The sequence below is a fragment of the Sphingomonas sp. BK036 genome, from assembly GCF_004216825.1.
Classification (GTDB): Bacteria; Pseudomonadota; Alphaproteobacteria; order Sphingomonadales; family Sphingomonadaceae; genus Sphingomonas.
In genome coordinates this window covers 1,408,210-1,423,712 of the sequence record NZ_SGXR01000003.1, presented here as the reverse complement: position 1 = coordinate 1,423,712, position 15,503 = coordinate 1,408,210, and the positions used below count along the sequence as shown (strand labels likewise).

At 67.5% G+C, this 15,503-nt stretch carries 13 protein-coding genes and 1 tRNA gene; 7 read left to right on the top strand and 7 right to left on the bottom strand.

The features are described from left to right. Positions 1-22: 22 nt before the first annotated feature. The 4 genes from EV283_RS06770 to EV283_RS19090 form a co-directional block, all read right to left on the bottom strand. Positions 23-1,111 carry an FAD-dependent monooxygenase gene (locus EV283_RS06770; RefSeq protein ID WP_130323655.1) on the bottom strand — a complete coding sequence of 363 codons (1,089 nt, stop codon included), beginning with the start codon at positions 1,109-1,111 and terminating at the stop codon, positions 23-25. Then, the gene (locus EV283_RS06765; RefSeq protein WP_130323653.1) at positions 1,090-1,770 is read right to left on the bottom strand and encodes a methyltransferase domain-containing protein; all 681 of its coding nucleotides are present in this window, start codon (positions 1,768-1,770) and stop codon (positions 1,090-1,092) included. Before EV283_RS06765 ends, EV283_RS06770 begins: the two co-directional genes overlap by 22 nt. Beyond that, on the bottom strand, positions 1,767-2,867 hold the full coding sequence (locus EV283_RS06760; RefSeq protein ID WP_130323651.1) for a type III polyketide synthase: 1,101 nt from the start codon (positions 2,865-2,867) through the stop codon (positions 1,767-1,769). Before EV283_RS06760 ends, EV283_RS06765 begins: the two co-directional genes overlap by 4 nt. 227 nt (positions 2,868-3,094) lie before the next feature. After that, entirely contained in the window at positions 3,095-3,256 is a 162-nt protein-coding gene (locus EV283_RS19090; protein WP_156359735.1) for a hypothetical protein, read from the bottom strand. A 412-nt stretch (positions 3,257-3,668) separates the two neighbouring features. Here EV283_RS19090 and EV283_RS06755 point away from each other — a divergent pair, with 412 nt between their 5' ends. The 6 genes from EV283_RS06755 (at position 3,669) to EV283_RS06730 (ending at position 12,408) form a co-directional block, all read left to right on the top strand. After that, positions 3,669-4,130 (top strand): hypothetical protein, encoded by a 462-nt coding sequence (locus EV283_RS06755; protein ID WP_130323649.1) that lies wholly within the window; start codon positions 3,669-3,671, stop codon positions 4,128-4,130. 232 nt (positions 4,131-4,362) lie between these two features. Then, on the top strand, positions 4,363-5,376 hold the full coding sequence (locus tag EV283_RS06750) for a hypothetical protein (RefSeq protein ID WP_130323647.1): 1,014 nt from the start codon (positions 4,363-4,365) through the stop codon (positions 5,374-5,376). A gap of 11 nt (positions 5,377-5,387) precedes the next feature. Then, positions 5,388-5,861, top strand: coding sequence for a DUF11 domain-containing protein (locus EV283_RS06745; RefSeq protein WP_130323645.1), 474 nt, complete (start codon positions 5,388-5,390; stop codon positions 5,859-5,861). Between the two features lie 89 nt (positions 5,862-5,950). Then, complete coding sequence (locus EV283_RS06740) at positions 5,951-7,072, top strand: hypothetical protein (RefSeq protein ID WP_242615818.1); 1,122 nt, start codon at positions 5,951-5,953, stop codon at positions 7,070-7,072. A gap of 70 nt (positions 7,073-7,142) precedes the next feature. Further along, positions 7,143-12,161: a DUF11 domain-containing protein gene (locus EV283_RS06735; RefSeq protein ID WP_130323641.1), complete on the top strand. Its 5,019-nt coding sequence runs from the start codon at positions 7,143-7,145 to the stop codon at positions 12,159-12,161. A 19-nt stretch (positions 12,162-12,180) separates the two neighbouring features. Further along, entirely contained in the window at positions 12,181-12,408 is a 228-nt protein-coding gene (locus tag EV283_RS06730; protein WP_056419170.1) for a hypothetical protein, read from the top strand. A 342-nt stretch (positions 12,409-12,750) separates the two neighbouring features. Here the strand turns inward: EV283_RS06730 and EV283_RS19085 are convergent, their stop codons facing one another. Together EV283_RS19085 and EV283_RS06725 are read right to left on the bottom strand one after the other, a co-directional pair. Further along, positions 12,751-12,903 carry a hypothetical protein gene (locus EV283_RS19085; protein WP_165391702.1) on the bottom strand — a complete coding sequence of 51 codons (153 nt, stop codon included), beginning with the start codon at positions 12,901-12,903 and terminating at the stop codon, positions 12,751-12,753. A gap of 71 nt (positions 12,904-12,974) precedes the next feature. Then, positions 12,975-13,061 (bottom strand) — tRNA-Leu (locus EV283_RS06725). A gap of 123 nt (positions 13,062-13,184) precedes the next feature. Here EV283_RS06725 and EV283_RS06720 point away from each other — a divergent pair. Continuing rightward, on the top strand, positions 13,185-14,585 hold the full coding sequence (locus EV283_RS06720) for an MATE family efflux transporter (RefSeq protein ID WP_242615817.1): 1,401 nt from the start codon (positions 13,185-13,187) through the stop codon (positions 14,583-14,585). On the opposite strand, the gene EV283_RS06715 is transcribed toward EV283_RS06720, so the two are convergent. Continuing rightward, positions 14,582-15,424, bottom strand: a complete 843-nt coding sequence (locus EV283_RS06715) for an MJ0042-type zinc finger domain-containing protein (RefSeq protein WP_130323639.1) — start codon at positions 15,422-15,424, stop codon at positions 14,582-14,584. The two genes, EV283_RS06720 and EV283_RS06715, sit on opposite strands and share 4 nt — an antisense overlap. Between the last annotated feature and the right edge of the window lie 79 nt (positions 15,425-15,503).

Sequence of the window (15,503 nt, the reverse complement as noted above, 5' to 3'; positions counted from 1 at the left end):
CAAGATGCCGGGAGGGCGAAGGTCAGGTCTGGCCGATCCGCGTTGCATTGGCGATGATCTGGATCAAGCCAGGGCGCAAAAGCGGGAGCAGCCACGCCGCGCGCCTGCTCTCCGCCACCTGCCGGACGGCGCCGGCGATCCCGATCGGGCGGGCGAGGCGACGCGCGAAATCCTCCTGCCACCGTTCGGCGGATCCGGGCCCGCTGCGGACATAGGCCTGGGCGGCGGCGACCCCGCTGGCGAGCGCGATGCCCATTCCTTCCCCCGCGAGCGACGGGATGACTCCGGCCTGGTCGCCGAGCCGGAACAGCGCATCGACGCCCGCGCGTTGCCGCCAGCCATAGGGGACGTTGGCGATCGCATCGATCGACGCACGTCCGTCGATCAACGCGACCCATTCGCCGAGCGCGGGCATGTCGCGCCCCAGCACCGCCAGCAGCTGCGCGGGCGATCCGGCCGCCTGCAAGCGCGAGCGATGCACCGCGAGGCACAGGTTCGCGGTACCGTCCTCCTGCAAGGCTAGCCCTGCATAGCCGCGATCGAACAGGTGCAATTCGATACCGCCGTCGAGCGCGCGGCGCAGCGTGGGGGAGGGCGCGATCCGGACCCGCAGCCCCAGCGTCGGATCGATACCGCGCGCAGTCTCGGGCCGCGCCATGCCGCGCACGTCCTGCTTGCCGCTCGCGAGGAACAGCGCGTCGGGGGCGAAGGTGGCGCCATCGGCGGTGCGTACCGTCAGGCCGTCAATCTCGCGCACGGCGACGCCGCGCTCGATCGGCGTGCCGAGCCGCGCGGCGTGCGCCAGCATGACGCTGTCGAGGCGGCGGCGCGTGACCGACACCGCAGCATGCGGCAGCGCGGCATCCGCGCGCCGCGTCCCGGCATAGATGCGCGCGCGGGTCACGCGGGTGGGGTTGAGCATATCGGGATCGATGCCGAGCCCCGCCAGCGTCTCCAGCGTGCGCCAGCTCAGGAACCCGCCGCAGATCGCATCGCCGGTCTCGCGCGATCGCTCGACGAGCAGATGCGGCAGGCCCGCGCGCGCGAGCTGAATCGCGGTCGCGGCCCCGGCGAGCCCGCCGCCGACGATCAGCGCAGGCGTTCGACGCATAACCGGAACGGAAAGACGCGGCGGACGGTCGCGGTGGAAATACCGGCATCGGAAAGGATCGGCGGCCATTCGTCGGGGCGATAGCTGCGCGCGATCGACAGCGTGCCGTCATGCCGGACGATCGGGTGCCAGCGCGCCACCGTCGCGAGGATCGGGAAGCCCCAATGCGCAAAACCGTGGCGGTGCAGGTCGTTGACGAACCATCCCGCGCTCGCATGCCGCTCCATGAAGCGCAGGAACGCCACGAGCTGATTGCGGGTCATGTGGTGCGCGACGAGGCTGCTGACGATGACGTCCCACGGCTCGTCGGCAAGGTCGGCATAGTCGCCCGTGACGTAGCGGATATCGCCGCCATGCGCGCGCGCCGCCTGTTCGCTTCGCGGGTTGAGATCGACCCCGACCAGCTCCGCCTCGATGCCGCGCGCGGCGGCCCAGCGCGCGATCCGACGCAGCATGTCGCCATCGCCAAAGCCCACGTCGAGCAGCCGGAAGGTCTTGCGCCCCGCGGTTGCCCGCGCGAGGAAATCGAGCGTCGGGCGGCGCGCCAACGTGACGGTGTTCACGCTCGCCAGATCGCCGACCACATCGGCATAGGTCGCGGCGTCGAGATCGTCCGCGTCCATCAGCTCCTCGGCCTGGCTGCGCGTGGCGAGCGTCATGGCGCGCTTCGGAACCCGAAGCCCTCCGCGGCCAGCCCCGGCCCGAACGCCAGCGCGACGCCGTGGTTGACCGGAGGGCCCTTGAGCAGCGCCTCGAACACGAACATCAGCGTCGCCGACGACATGTTGCCATTGTCCGCGAGCACCCGGCGCGACGCCGCCAGCGCATCGGGGTTCAGGTACATCGCATGCTCGACCGCGTCGAGGATCGACCGGCCGCCGGCATGCACGGCCCAGCCGTCGATCGATTCGGGCGGCCGGCCATCGCTGACGACCGTGCGGAACGCCGCGTCGGACAGCGCGGCGGCGATCCGTCCGGGCACTTCGCCCGACAGATGCATCGCAAAGCCCGCATCGGTGACGTCCCAGCGGATCAGCGTCTCGCTATCCGGCAGCGACGCCGCGAACGGCGCCTCGAGCGCGAACCCGGCTGTATCCGCGGTCACTAGCGCGGCGGCGGCGCCATCGCCGAATTGCAGCATCGCCAGCAGCGCCTCAATATCGTTGGCGGGTTGCAGGTGCAGCGTGGAGAGCTCGACTGTCACCACCAGCACGCGCGCGCTGGGCTCGGACCGGACGATGTGCCGTGCGCTGCGCAGCGCGACGATCGCGGCATAGCAGCCCATGAACCCGATCAGCAGCCGCTCGACGCTGGAGGACAGTTCGAGCCTGCGTGCAATGATCTGGTCGATGCCGGGGGCGACGAATCCGGTGCAGCTCGCGACCACCAGATGCGTGATGCCATCGATCGCGATTCTGTCGCGCAGCGCCGCGATCGCGCGAATCGCCAGGTCGGGTGCGTGCTCGGCATAGAGCGTCATCCGTGCCGCCGTCCCCGGATGCGGCTCGGTCGCGTAGAAGCCGGCATCGTCGACCGGCGACCCGCCGGCCGCGGTCGGCGGCAACACCGACCAGCGATGCGCGATCCCCGACCGCGACGCCATCCGGTCGAAGACCTTGGTCGATCGCGAATCGGTTCGCGCGCGCGCCCAGGCGATGAATGCGGCGTGGATGTCGTGATCGGGAACCGCCGTCCCCACGGCGTTGAGATAAGCGGGCGGAGCGGCTGGGGAGGGGCTGGGCAGGGGAACAGGCATGGAAGCGGGCACAACGTCCTTTCGTCCGCGTGCGATGACACGCGAGTCGACTGCTTAACGCATAGCCGATGCATATAGACGTTGCCGCGGCCGACAATCCGCATGCTGCGCTAAAATCTGGATGTTCCGGTATCCGTGGAGGGCCCGCGGCCGTCGGTCGTCGCGGTCTCTCCAGCGCCTGCCCCTGCCGCCCCTGCGACGAGCGCCTGCGACGCGCGACGGCAGCGTCAGTCGCGGCTGACGCTTTCGAGATGATCGTGTCCGACCCCGTATTTCTCCTCGACCAGCGACATGGCGAACCCGACATAGGCGGCGATCGCGTGATCGTCCGAGGTTTCCAGTGCGGCGCACGCCTCTTGCAGCAACGCATAAATTCGTGACGCGGCCATCCCTGGTCCCCCTTCAAGCTGACGCCGCTCAATAGACATGATCTCGCCCGGCGTCGTAGCGACCTGAGAAAAGTATACCATAGTATTGAATGGCGACAAACGCCGGGATTGCGCAAAATCAATACAAAATAACCCATAATGGGTTTGGGTAACAAAGTAAATGAAACCGGAATGGGTGATAATTGCCGTTTTAAGCGCAATTCTTACTCAGCATTTCGGGGTTATCTCAGGAATGCTGCATTTTTACATGGTAAACGGTGACAATCCTGTCATGCTGTGCACCGATTTGTGAGTAGGGAATTGGCAGTAAGTACGCTGTCCCGGACAGGTGAAACAATGGCGGTGCGAGCGGTCCGGTGAGCTGGAGCCGGAGACCGCGTATCGCGTTGGAGACGGACAGAGGGAGTGATTGGTGAAGAACGAGTCGGTAGTGGATTTGATCAAGGACCTGACCGCCAAGCTTTCGGCGGTTGCGGAAGAATTCAACGGCCGCGTCGCCCATGCTGCCGATCCGGCGCCGACCGGTACCGAACCCAGCGAAACCGATCTGGTCGAACAGGCGCAGGCCGTGCTTGCCGAACGCCGGCTGCGTCGCCGATTCCTGCCGGCCGAGCTGTTCCACGAACCGGCCTGGGACATGATGCTCGCGCTGTTCGTGTCGCGCGACGAACGCCAGCCGATGAACATCAAGGCGCTGGTCAGCATGTCCGACGCGCCGGTGACCACGTCGCAGCGCTGGATCGAGCATCTGCACAAGCTGCGGCTCATCGACCGCGTGATCGATCCGGCCGATCGGCGGCGTGTCGAAATCTCGCTCAGCTATGATGGCGAGCAGGCGATGCGCGGCTATCTCCGGGCGCTGTTCATCCGCTGATCAGTTCATTTTGGGGTAAGTTTGGTTTCGACCGGCGATGTCGCGGCAATGGCGGTCGCATGGCAAACCGGATCAAATGTTAGTTACGAAGCTACTATAACCGGTTTAGTATCAAATCTGCAATTTTTGCTACTAAAACATACCGTTACGATTTTGTAGCATTTGATTAAGCTCGAATGCTCGATTTGTTCCCCAACAACAAGTGGGGGGCACATTGCGTTCAGACGTCGTCTTGAAGGTCCGTGACAGAGCACGCCGGACATGCGCCGACGTCGCCGCGCCGGTAGCGATCGTCATGGCGGCGAGCGTCTTCGCCTTTGCGGTTCGCCCGTCTATAGTCTGTGCGGAGACGCTGGCGGGAACGCCGATCCTCAACACCGCCAATCTCCGCTACGATCTGGAGGGCGCGTCGCGCTCCGTCGCGTCGAACACGGTCACGCTGATCGTGGCCGAGCGCCTCGACACCCGGCTGGTCCGCGAAGGGCAAGGGGCGGTCGTCGTTGCGCCATCGCCCGCGGCGCCGACGATCGTCCCGTTCGTGTTGACCAATGCCGACAACGGCACCGAATCCTTCATCCTCGAAACGCGGCTGTCGTCCCCGGCAATCACGCTGCGGGGGCTGGCGATCGATGCCGATGGCGACGGACGCTATGATCCCGCGGTCGATACGGCGCTGGTCGACGCGACGGTGCCGCCGCTGGTTCCGGGCCGGTCGATCACCGTGTTCGCAATCCTTGCCGGCACGGCGGAGCGCCCCGCGGCGGATGCCACGCTGACCGTCACCGCGCGCGCGCTGACCGGATCGGGCGCGCCCGGTACTGCCTATGCAGGACTTGGCGACGGTGGCGGTGACGCGGTCGTCGGGCCGACCGGGGCCAGCGCCAGCGTCGTCGTTCCGCTGATTAGCGCGATTGCCGGCCCCGCGCTGGTCAAGTCGCAGTCGGTCCGCGCGACCGACGGATCGCAGACCGCAGTGCGCGATTCGGTCATCACCTACACGCTCGAGGCGCGCTTCACCGATGCGGTCAGCGGCGCGCGGATCGCCGATCCGATCCCGGCCGGCACCGCCTTCGTCCCCGGCAGCCTCACCCTCGACGGCGCACCGCTCAGCGACGCCGCCGATGACGATGCGGGCCGCTTCGACGCCGCCGGCGGCACTGCCCAGGGCCCGGGCATAGCCGTCGCGCTGGGGCAGGTCGCGGCCGCGTCGGTCCACGTCGTCCAGTTCAAAACAAAGATCCAATGAGGAGCAAAGTCATGATTACGCGTCCGATGATTGCCGCCGTCCTGGTGGCCACCGCGGCGGTCGCTTCCGCCGCGGCGGGGCCGCTGCAGGTGACCAGCAGCATCCTGGTCGAGGCGCGCGCCGCCGCGGCCGACGGCACCACGCGGATCGCGCTGGTGAAGCCGTCGAAGGTGACGCCGGGCGACAAGGTGATCTTCGTGGTCAGCTACCGCAATACGGGATCGCAGCCGCTGGGCAACGTGGTGCTCGACAACCCGTTGCCGCGGCAGGTCGCATATCGCTCGGCCAATCCAGGGTCGCCCGCGCCCGACGTGTCGGTCGACGGCAAGACTTTCGGTTCGCTCGAAACCCTCCGCGTCCGCAGCCTCGACGGCAGCACGCGCGCGGCGAGCCCGAACGATGTCACCAGCGTCCGGTGGCGCCTCGCAAGCCCGTTGGCGGCCGGTTCGCAAGGTCAATTCGCGTTCCAGGCCGTGCTCAAATGATCGCGTCTCCCACCACCACCACACCACCCACACCAACCACGTAAGAGGTAGATTTAGACATGCATGCAAAAGGGGTAATTCGCACGCTGATGGCCGGTACGGCCGCCGTCGTGGCGATCGGAATCGCGACCGGTACGGCGAGCGCACAGGCGCAGGCACCGGGGCCCGCGGGCACCGCGGCCGGCACGACGGTCACCAACACTGCGCAGGCCAGCTATTCGGTCAACGGCGTCCAGCAATCGGCGACGTCGAACGCGGTCAACTTCGTGGTCGATCGCAAGGTCAACCTGACCGTGACCGCCAACCAGCCCGCCAACACGCCCGTCTCGATCGGCCAGACCGCGGCGGTGACGACGTTCAAGGTGACCAACAACACCAACGGCACGCAGGATTTCCTGCTCTCGCCGACTCAGCTGCCGATCCAGAACCTGTTCGCCGGCGACAATTTCGACGTGGAGAACATCAAGATTTTCGTCGATTCGAACGGCAACGGCACCTATGACGCCGGTGTCGATACCGCGTCGTACATCAACGAACTGGGGGCCGACCTATCGGCGATCGTGTTCATCGTCGCCGACATACCCAACAACCAGGCCAATGTCCTGGCCGGCGTCACGCTGATCGTACAGGTCGCGGCGGGTGGCGATGCGGCGGCGCAGGGGCTGCCGCTGGCGGTCAGCGTCGGCGCGAACAACGACACGGTCGTCGACGTGGTCTTTGCCGACAATGATTCGGACGGTCTCGGTCTCGACGTCGCGCTCAACGGACAGGGCCGCGCGTCGCTCGGCTATGAGATCACCACGCGCAACGTCGCCTTGACCGTCGCCAAGTCGCAGCTGGTGCTGACCGATCCGATCAACCTGGCCATCGCGCCAAAGGCGATCCCGGGCGCGGTCGTGCAATATTGCCTGATCGTCAACAACGGCACGGTCGGCACTCCGGCGTCCAACGTCACGTTGAGCGACGTCATCCCGGCCAACACCACCTATGTCGCCAACTCGATCGCGATCGGCGCGCTCGCGCTCGGCCAGACGTGCCTGCTGACGGGGATCGTCGGCGGCGTGCCGCTGGCGGACGATGGAACGATCACCGTGCCGGTGCTCAACTTCACCGGTTCGTACAATGCGAACACGAAAACGGTGAATGCGACGATCCCGACGCTGCTCGGCGGTACGTCGGTCGCGGCGACCTTCCGGGTCACCATCAACTAAATCCCACCCCTCGCGAACAAGGAACGACCGATCCCGGCGCGTGGCGACGCGTGCCGGGAAAGGGGAACTTATGTCCAGCTCCCGTCGCCTCTTGCGCCTGTGCGCCCTCATTCCGACGCTGTTGCTCGGCCCCGCCCTTGGTGTGGTCCCGGCGACGGCGCAAACCGTCCGTGTCCAGAATACCGCAACGCTGTCGTTCGACGACGCGGCCAGCGACTCTGGCACCCGGACCGTCGCGTCCAACACGGTTTCGCTCGACGTGAACCGCGGCAAGCGTCCGACGACGCTCTCCTTCCGTCTCGCACCGCCCAATTACGCGTTCACCGGGGCAAAGTGTCAGACCGCCCCGACCTATGCCTTCACCCCCGCGCCGATCGACGGGGCCACCTTCGCGGCGGCGCCGCGGGTCGCGGCGCTCGACGTCAAGGCGGACATGATCCTGGTGCTCGACAACCAGGCCGGCAACCGGGATCCCGCGGTCCGTGAAACGTCGATGATCACCGCCGATATCGGCGAGAACAAGGTCATGCTGACGCTGACCGAGACCACGCCCGACAGCGGCATCTTCGCGGGCGGCGTTCCCTCGACCGAAACCGTCCGATATCCCGAACTCGAACCCTGCGAAGTGCGGACGCGCGGCGCCAAGATCACGCTCAGCTTCACCGAGGACGATTTCAGCTTCGGCTCGACCGCGTCGATCCTGATCGATCCCGCCGGCTATACCTTCGATTCGCGTACCGGCGCGCTGGTCGACGGCGCGACCGTGTCGCTGGTCGACGAGGCCGGCCAGCCCGCCATCGTGTTCGGCGACGACGGTATCAGCCGCTATCCCTCGACGATGGTGACGGGCGAGAGCGTCACCGATGCCAGCGGGCGAGTCTATCCCGGCGAAACCGGGCGCTATCGCTTTCCGCTGACCACACCCGGCCGCTATGCGGTGAAGGTCGTGCCGCCCGGCACCTATGTCGCGCCCTCGACCGCCGATCGCGCGGCGCTGGCGGCGCTCAGGGACCCGAAGGGCGCCGCGTTCATCCTCAAGGGCGCCAGTTTCGGCGAGATATTCACGCTGTCGACGCCCGAGCCATTTTCGGCGGACATCCCGCTCGACGCCCCCGGCAGCGGCGCGCTGCTGCTGACCAAGATCGCCTCCGTCCGCGAGGCGGCGCCGGGGGATTTCGTCCAGTATCTGCTGCGCATCACCAACCGCGATTCGGTCCCCGCGCGCGGACTCCGCGTCGCCGACACGCTGCCGAGAGGGTTGCGCTACGAGCGCAATTCCGTCCGCGGTGGTGACGAGCCGACCGTGTCGAGCGACGGCCGCACGCTCGATTTCGTGATCCCCGTGCTCGCCGCGGGGGCCACGACCGAGCTGAAATACGTCGTCAGCATCGCCCCCGGCGCTCCCACCGGCGAAGCGCTCAATCGCGCGCGCGTCATCGGGCCGGGCAGCGTCGCCAGCAACGAGGCGGCGGCATCGGTGCGCCTGCGCCCGCTGCTGTTCACCGACGCGATGACGATCATCGGCCGCGTGACCGAGGGGAATTGCGGCGATCCGGTCGACAAGCGCAAGGGCGTGTCCGGAATCCGCCTGCTGATGGAGGACGGCACATTCGTCTCGACCGATCGGGACGGGCTGTACCATTTCGAGGGCGTCCGCGCCGGGCGTCACGTCGTCCAGATCGATACGTCGAGCATCCCCGCGACGCACGAACCGGTCGCCTGCGACATCGACACGCGCCAGGCGAACAGCCCGATCTCGCGCTTCGTCGAGGGCGATGGCGGCCTGCTCAAGCGCGTCGACTTCCAGCTTAAGCCCACCGGCAAGGCCGCCGCTGCGGACGCCGCGCTGCCGGTCGCGATCGTCGACGACGCCACCGCCGCGGGCAGCCGCGACTGGCTGGGTGCCGGCCAGACTCCCGGAATCGACTGGCTGTTCCCCGCCGCGGACCACAACCCGCGCGCACCGATCGTCCGTGCGGTCGTCAAGCACATGCCCGGCCAGCGTGTCGCGCTCACGATCAACGGCAAGCCGGTCGAGCCGCTCGCGTTCGACGGCACCGACATGCGCGACGGGACCGAGATCGCGGTCTCGCGCTGGACGGGCATCCCGTTGATCGATGGCGACAATCGCCTCCAGGCGCGCGTGCTCGCCGCGGACGGCAGCGTCGTCAAGACGATCGACCGCAGCGTCTATTATGCGGGTGCGGGCGTCCGCGCGGTGGTCGATACGGCCAGCAGCCGGCTCGTCGCCGATGGCCTCACCCGCCCGCTGATCGCGGTGCGCGTCACCGACAAGACCGGCCGTCCGGTCCGCGCCGGTACGCTCGTCCCGTTCACCGTCGACCAGCCCTATACCGCCGCGGTCGAGGCCGAGCTCGAACAGGGCCGCCAGCTTGCCGGTCGCGAACGGTCCTCGACGACCGCGCAGGTGGTCGGCGATGACGGGCTGGCCTTCATCGCGCTACAGCCGACGACCCAGGCGGGCGCAGTCCACGCGATCGTCTCGCTGACCGAAGACAAGGTCGTCCACCGCAACGAGGTTCGCGCCTGGCTCGCCGCGTCTGCAAAGGACTGGGTCGTGGTCGGGTTCGGCGCGGGCTCGATCGGCTACGACATGCTCAGCAAGCGCCAATCGGGCCTGCCGCGCGCGCAGCGGAACAGCGTCGTCACCGACGGCCAGCTCGCCTTCTACGCCAAGGGCCGCGTCAAGGGGTCGTGGCTGGCGACGATCGCCTATGACAGCGACCGCAAATACGATCCGGACCGGGGTCTGCTCGGCACGATCGACCCCGATCGCTACTACACCGTCTATGGCGACGGCTCACGCCAGGGCTATGACGCCGCAACCCGGCGCAAGCTGTACCTGCGGCTCGAGCGTCGCGAATTCTACGCGCTGTTCGGCGACTTCGAGACCGGCTTCACCGACGCGCAGCTGACCCGCTACAACCGTACGCTCAACGGCGTGAAGACCGCCTATGAAGGCAAGCGGGTGCGCGCGACCGGGTTCGCGGCGAATACCGACACGCTGTATTCGCGCGACGAGATCCAGGGCAACGGCCTGAGCGGTCCGTATCGCCTGTCGGGGCGTAACATCGTCCCCAACAGCGACAAGCTGCGGCTGGAGACGCGTGACCGGTTCCGCTCCGAGCTGATCGTCGCGACGACGCAGCTCACCCGCCACATCGACTACGACATCGACACAGGCATGGGCACGGTCCGCTTCCGCCAGCCGATCCTCAGCCGCGACAGCAATCTGAATCCGGTCTTCATCGTCGCGGATTACGAGGTCGAGGGTGGCCGTTCGGCCAAGCTGGCGGCCGCCGCGCGCGTCGCGACCAAGCTGGCCAAGGGCCGTGTCGAGGTCGGCGTCGCCGCGATCCGCGACGAGACCGCAGGCACCAACGCGACCGTCCTCGGCGCCGACATCAAGGCGCGCGTCGGCGCGGGCACCGAATTGCGCGGCGAGATCGCCAAGGGCGGGCGCAGCGGGCTCGGGCAGGGCTTGGCGTATCTCGCCGAAGTCGATCATCACGGGACCAAGCTCGACCTGCTCGCCTATGCGCGCCAGCAGGATTCATCCTTCGGCGTCGGCCAGCAGAATCTGGTCGAGGCGGGCACGCGCAAATTCGGGCTCGACGGCCGGTTGCGGCTGACCGACCGGATCAGCGTGACGGGTCTCGTGTGGCACCAGCAGCAGCTCGCCAGCGCGGGTAACCGGACCGCAGGCGACGTTCGGATCGAATATCGCCGCGACACGGGTACGATCTTCGTCGGCGGGCAATATGCGGCGGATCGCGGTGTCGACGGCAAGGACCGTGACAGCCGGTTGCTCACGCTCGGCGGCACGCAGCTGCTGTTCGACGACAAGGTGACGCTGACCGGGCAGACGCAGTTCGCGCCCGGTGGCGATGCCGACAGCGTCGACTTCCCGGTTCGCCACCAGATTCAGCTCGCCTACCGGATCAAGCCCGGCATCCGCCTGATCGGCGGGTATGAGATCGCCAATGGCGACGGCTATGTCGCGCATACCAAGCAGTTCGGCGTCGACGTCGCGCCCTGGACCGGCGCCAAGTTGATGAGCACGCTCAACCAGCAGGCGATTGGCGAGAATGGCGCGCGGACCTACGCGCAATATGGGCTCAGCCAGTCGGTGCCGCTCGGCAAGAACTGGACGGTCGACGGGACGCTCGACGCCAGCAACACGCTCAAGGGCGCGATTCCCGAGGGGGCAGTCGTCAACGCGTTCCAGCCGGTCACCTCGGGCGGCTATGTCGGGCAGGACCAGACCAATGGCGATTATGCCGCGGTGACGCTCGGCGCGACCTATCGCCAGGCGCGCTGGTCGGTGAACGGCCGGCTCGAATATCGCAACGCCGACAGCGGCGATCGCTGGGGGCTGACCACCAATTTCCTGCGCACGCTGGGGCAGGGCAAGACGCTCGCGTCGAGCATCAAGGCGTACACGATCACCGACCGGAGCGGTGCTGTCGCGACCTATGCCACCGCCGACGTCGCGCTCGCCTTCCGGCCGCTCGACAGCCGCTGGTCGCTGCTCGAACGGCTCGAACTGCGTCACGAAAGCGCGGATGCGGGGTTCTCGGACTCCAACGCACTTGGCGTGCCGGCCTATGGCGGCGGCCAGCAGGTGACGTCGCGGATCATCAACAACCTCGCGGTGAACTATCGCACCGGCCCCGAAGGGCTCGGCCATGGCACCGAGGCGACGCTGTATTACGGCGCGAAATACGTCGCGGGGCGGTTCGCCGACGACACCTATGACGGCTATATCGACGTCACCGGGTTCGAACTGCGCCACGATATGGGCACGCGGTTCGATGTCGGCGTCAGCGGATCGGCGCAGCATGCCTGGTCGCGCGGTGCATGGTCGTGGAGCGGCGGGCCGTCGGTCGGCGTGTCGCCTGCGCAGAACACGTGGATCAGCGCGGGCTACAACGTGTCGGGCTACCGCGACCGCGATTTCGAGGACGACCGGTACACGCGGCAGGGACCGTACGTCACGATGCGGCTGAAATTCGATCAGGCGACGATCGGCGGCGCGACGCGCGCGCTGTTCGGCGGACGGCGATGATCCACAGGGAGAGAGACAGATGACGCCACCGCGCGATTTCGCCGATCACGGCCCGTGCGTCGAGGAGCTTGCCCGCGAATTCGCCAAACAGGATGCGGCGAGCAGCGAGGCGCTGATCGAGACGCTGGCGACTCAGGCGATCCGGCAATGGCGGCTCGACGATGCGACGTTCTGGCAACGGGTGAAGTTCCAGGCCCGGATGATTCGCGCGCGGCATGGGTCGGGGGCTGCGATAAGTCGGCACTAGATCCTCCCCCGCCAGGGGGAGGATTGCAGCGCGACCTAACCTCGTCGGTGGTGAGCTTTACCGGGTTCTCCGTCATCCTGACGAAAGTCAGGATCCAGGGTTCCAGGCGCCGTCCTTCACGGCTCCGGATACTGACTTTCGCCAGGATGACGGTGGTTTGGAACGATGCCGCCACTCTACCGTGCCGTCTATGTCTCGTCGGTGGTCTGCTGGACCGTGTTCTCCGTCATCCTGACGAAAGTCAGGATCCAGGGTTCCAGGCGTCGTCCTTCACGGCTCTGGATCCTGACTTTCGTCAGGATGACAGCGCCCCGAAACGAGGCCGCCACCCTACCGCGCGACCTATACCTCGTCGGTGGTCAGCTTCACTTTGTTGGGAAGCTTCTTCCCCTTGGTCCGGCGCGATGGCAGCTGGACGGGGTTCTTCTTCTTCCACTGCGCGAACGTCATCGGGCCTTCGGGCGTGTCGATGATCGTGTCGTCGATCGAACTCATGGCTGTTCTCCTCCCGAGACCGGAACGAAACGGGTGGCCCCCGAAAGGGATGCTCTATCTGTCAGGAAAAATGGTGCGGCCAAGAAGACTCGAACTTCCACGGGCTTTCGCCCACAACGACCTCAACGTTGCGCGTCTACCAGTTCCGCCATGGCCGCCCATGAAACATAACCGGGCGGACCCGGCAGCTGGTAGGCGAGCGCCACTAGCAAGGCTTTCGGGTTCACGCAACGGCCTTTGCGCGCGCTTTGCGATAAAGTCCGCATCCGGTACCGCAAACCATGCCCAACGTCCTTTTCTCGACCGATACCAGCGCCGAAACGCGACGTTTGCTGGCGCTGGCCTGGCCGGTGATGCTGACCAGCCTCAACTGGACGATCCTGCATGTCACCGACGTGATCGTGGTCGGGCTGGCCGGCGCGCATGAGGTGGCGGCGCTCGGCGCGAGCCGCTCGCTGACGTTCGTCGCGATCGTCACCGGGCTGGCATGGCTGTCGGGCGTGCTCGTCCATGCCGCGCGCGCCGATGGCGCCGGCGATCTGCCGCGTACCGGGCAGGTGCTGCGCGAGGGCCTCGTCCTCGGGCTGCTGCTGGGGCTGGTGGTGGGCGGCATCATGCTCGCTTTCGCGGATCGGATGCTGGCCGGGATCGGCGTCGCGCCCGCGCTGGTCGCGCCGGCAGGGCGAGTCGTGCGCGTGATGGCGCTCACCTATCCGCCGCAATTGATGATCGTCGCCGCCAGCTTCTTCCTGGAGGGCGTCAGCCAGCCGCGCCGGGTCGCGGTGGTCAACCTCTCGATCCTGCCGCTCAATGCGCTGCTCGCCTGGGCGATGTCGGGCGGGCATCTTGGCTTTTCGCCGATGGGCGCGGTCGGTGCCGCGACTGCGACCGCGATCGCCTCGGGTCTCGGCGCGGTCGGGATGATCGCCGCCGCGCTGAGCGTGCCACGCGCGACGGCGCGCGGCGTCCGGCGGCTCGACCTGGCGGCGTGGCGCGGCGTGCCCGCCGGGATCGTCGCGCTTGCGGTGTTCGGGATCGTCCCCGCAATCGCTTCAGGTCTGGAGCTTGCGGGCTTCTCGATCCTGATCGCGCTTTCGAGCCGGTTCGGCGACGATGTCGCGCATGCGTTCCAGATCGTCTTTTCGGTCCACAACGTGACGTTCGCGCTGGCGTTGGGGCTCGGCTCGGCCTGCGGGGTCCGCGTCGGCAACGCGGTGGGCGAGGGGGATCCGAAGGCCGGGAGCGCGCGCGCGCTCATCGCCACCGGCCTGTCGATACTCGCGCTCGGGCTGTGCGGGATCGTCCTGGTCGTCGCGCGCGGGCCTATCGTCGCGGCGTTTCCGGCCGATCTCGCTACCCACGGCGTCGCGCTGGCGATGCTGCCGCTATGGGCGCCGTTCATCCTGTTCGACGGCGCGCAGGTGGTGCTGGTCTATGCGCTGCGCTCGTTCGGCGATCAGGTGGTGGCGGGCGCGAACAGCATCATCGCCTATTTCGTCGTCACCGGCGGCGCGGGCTGGTGGATGGTGCATGCGGGCATCGGACCGATGGCGCTCGTCTATGCCTCGGGGCTGGGCATGGTCACCGCCGCGCTGCTCCACGCAGCCCGGTTCTGGATCGTCCGCCGCCGACTGCAAAGGTCGTCGCCCTCACCCATCGCCGCGGCGAGCGCGGTCGACTAGCGCGTCGCCTCGCCCGCAAAGCTCAGCTCCAGCCGCTTCGAATTCGCCGGCACGTTTAACGTGGCCGAGTTGAAATCGATCGCCCCACCCGGCGCCAGCGTCCGCTGCTGCGGGGTGATCGTCCAGCTGTATACGAGCCTGCCCTGCGCATCGCGGAGTTCGGCGCGGATGTCGGGGACTCGCTGGCGCTGGTCGGAAGGATTAGTGACCTGCCCACTCACCGCGAACAGTTCTGAGCCATTGTCCAGCTCGCGCCGTTCGATCGGGTTGTCGCGAAGCCGGAGCGGCGTTTCGTCGCTCTGGCTGCCGAAGCCGAGCTTGGCCGCAACGCCCGGTGCGCCGAGATAGACGATCGCCGAGGCCGCGATCAGCATCAGCAACCCGGCGAGCACCGCGACGATCGTCCAGCGCCGCGTGGTATTGCGGCGCGGGCGGAACGCAATCTGGTCGGAAATCGGCGAAAATGTCGGCGCGTCATAGCTCGGTGCCGCAAAGGCCGGCGCCTCATAGGACGGCGCTTCATAGGACGGAGGCGCAAAGGCGGCCGGGGTGGCAGGATCGCGCGCCACCGGCGCCGCGGCCACGGGCGTAGCGGCGCCGAACGGCACGAATCGGTCAGCAGGCTCGGTCACCGACGCGCGTGGCAGCGGCGCCAGCGGCGGCGGTGCGGGCGCGAGCGGGGTCGGTTCGGGCAGGTCGAGCGCATCCTCGACCACCGGCGTGGCGGCCTGGAACCAGCTGTGCCGGCAATTGGCGCAGCGCACGGTCCGACCTTCGGTCCCGATCGCGCTGTCGGGCACCAGATAGCGGGTGCTGCACTCGGGACATTGGAGGATCATGGATACGCTTCACCAGCGGCCGCCGGAGCGCGACCGTTCTTGTGCCGAATAAGCACGCTGTCCGCATATGTGGCAAGCT